The sequence below is a fragment of the Thalassotalea sp. G2M2-11 genome, assembly GCF_017168195.1.
Classification (GTDB): Bacteria; Pseudomonadota; Gammaproteobacteria; order Enterobacterales; family Alteromonadaceae; genus Thalassotalea_E.
Window position 1 is genome coordinate 1 of sequence record NZ_JADNYL010000012.1, and the last position, 505, is coordinate 505.

Genomic DNA, 505 nt, shown 5'->3' on the forward strand with positions numbered 1-505 from the left:
GCCATTTGTGAACCATTCTTCAGAGTTTGCGGTTTGAGATATTAAACACAATATGATTACTAAAAATTTAATGAGGAATCCTCCATGATGCTAACGCCCCACTAAGAGGCAAAAAACAGTTGGTTAAAATAGGCGACGCAGGAGCAAAACCAACTGTTTTTTGTGATCTTGCCCCGATAAAGTGGACACGCTCCATGTTTTAATTGACTGCTAATTCATATTCAGCAGGTGTTTGATATCCTAAACTCGAATGCAGCCGTTGTCTATTGTAAAAGTGATTTAAGTAACCCGTTAATAAGGCTCGTAATTTATCTGCTGTAGTAAAAGTATTACCTCGAATTAAATCAGCTTTGAGCGAATGAAAGAAGGATTCAACTTCAGCATTATCTGTGCAACAGCCTGGGCGATTCATACTGGCTTTCACGTTACGTTTTTTAAGAAATTCTTGCATCACATGTGCGCGATATTCAGCCCCTCTATCGGTGTGAAATAATACCGTGTCGAT

At 39.0% G+C, this 505-nt stretch carries 1 protein-coding gene; it reads right to left on the reverse strand.

All coding sequences use genetic code 11. From position 1 onward, the window contains the following. Positions 1 to 199: 199 nt before the first annotated feature. Positions 200 to 505: integrase core domain-containing protein (locus IV514_RS17350; RefSeq protein ID WP_206486585.1), on the reverse strand; the 306-nt coding region annotated here is incomplete at its 5' end.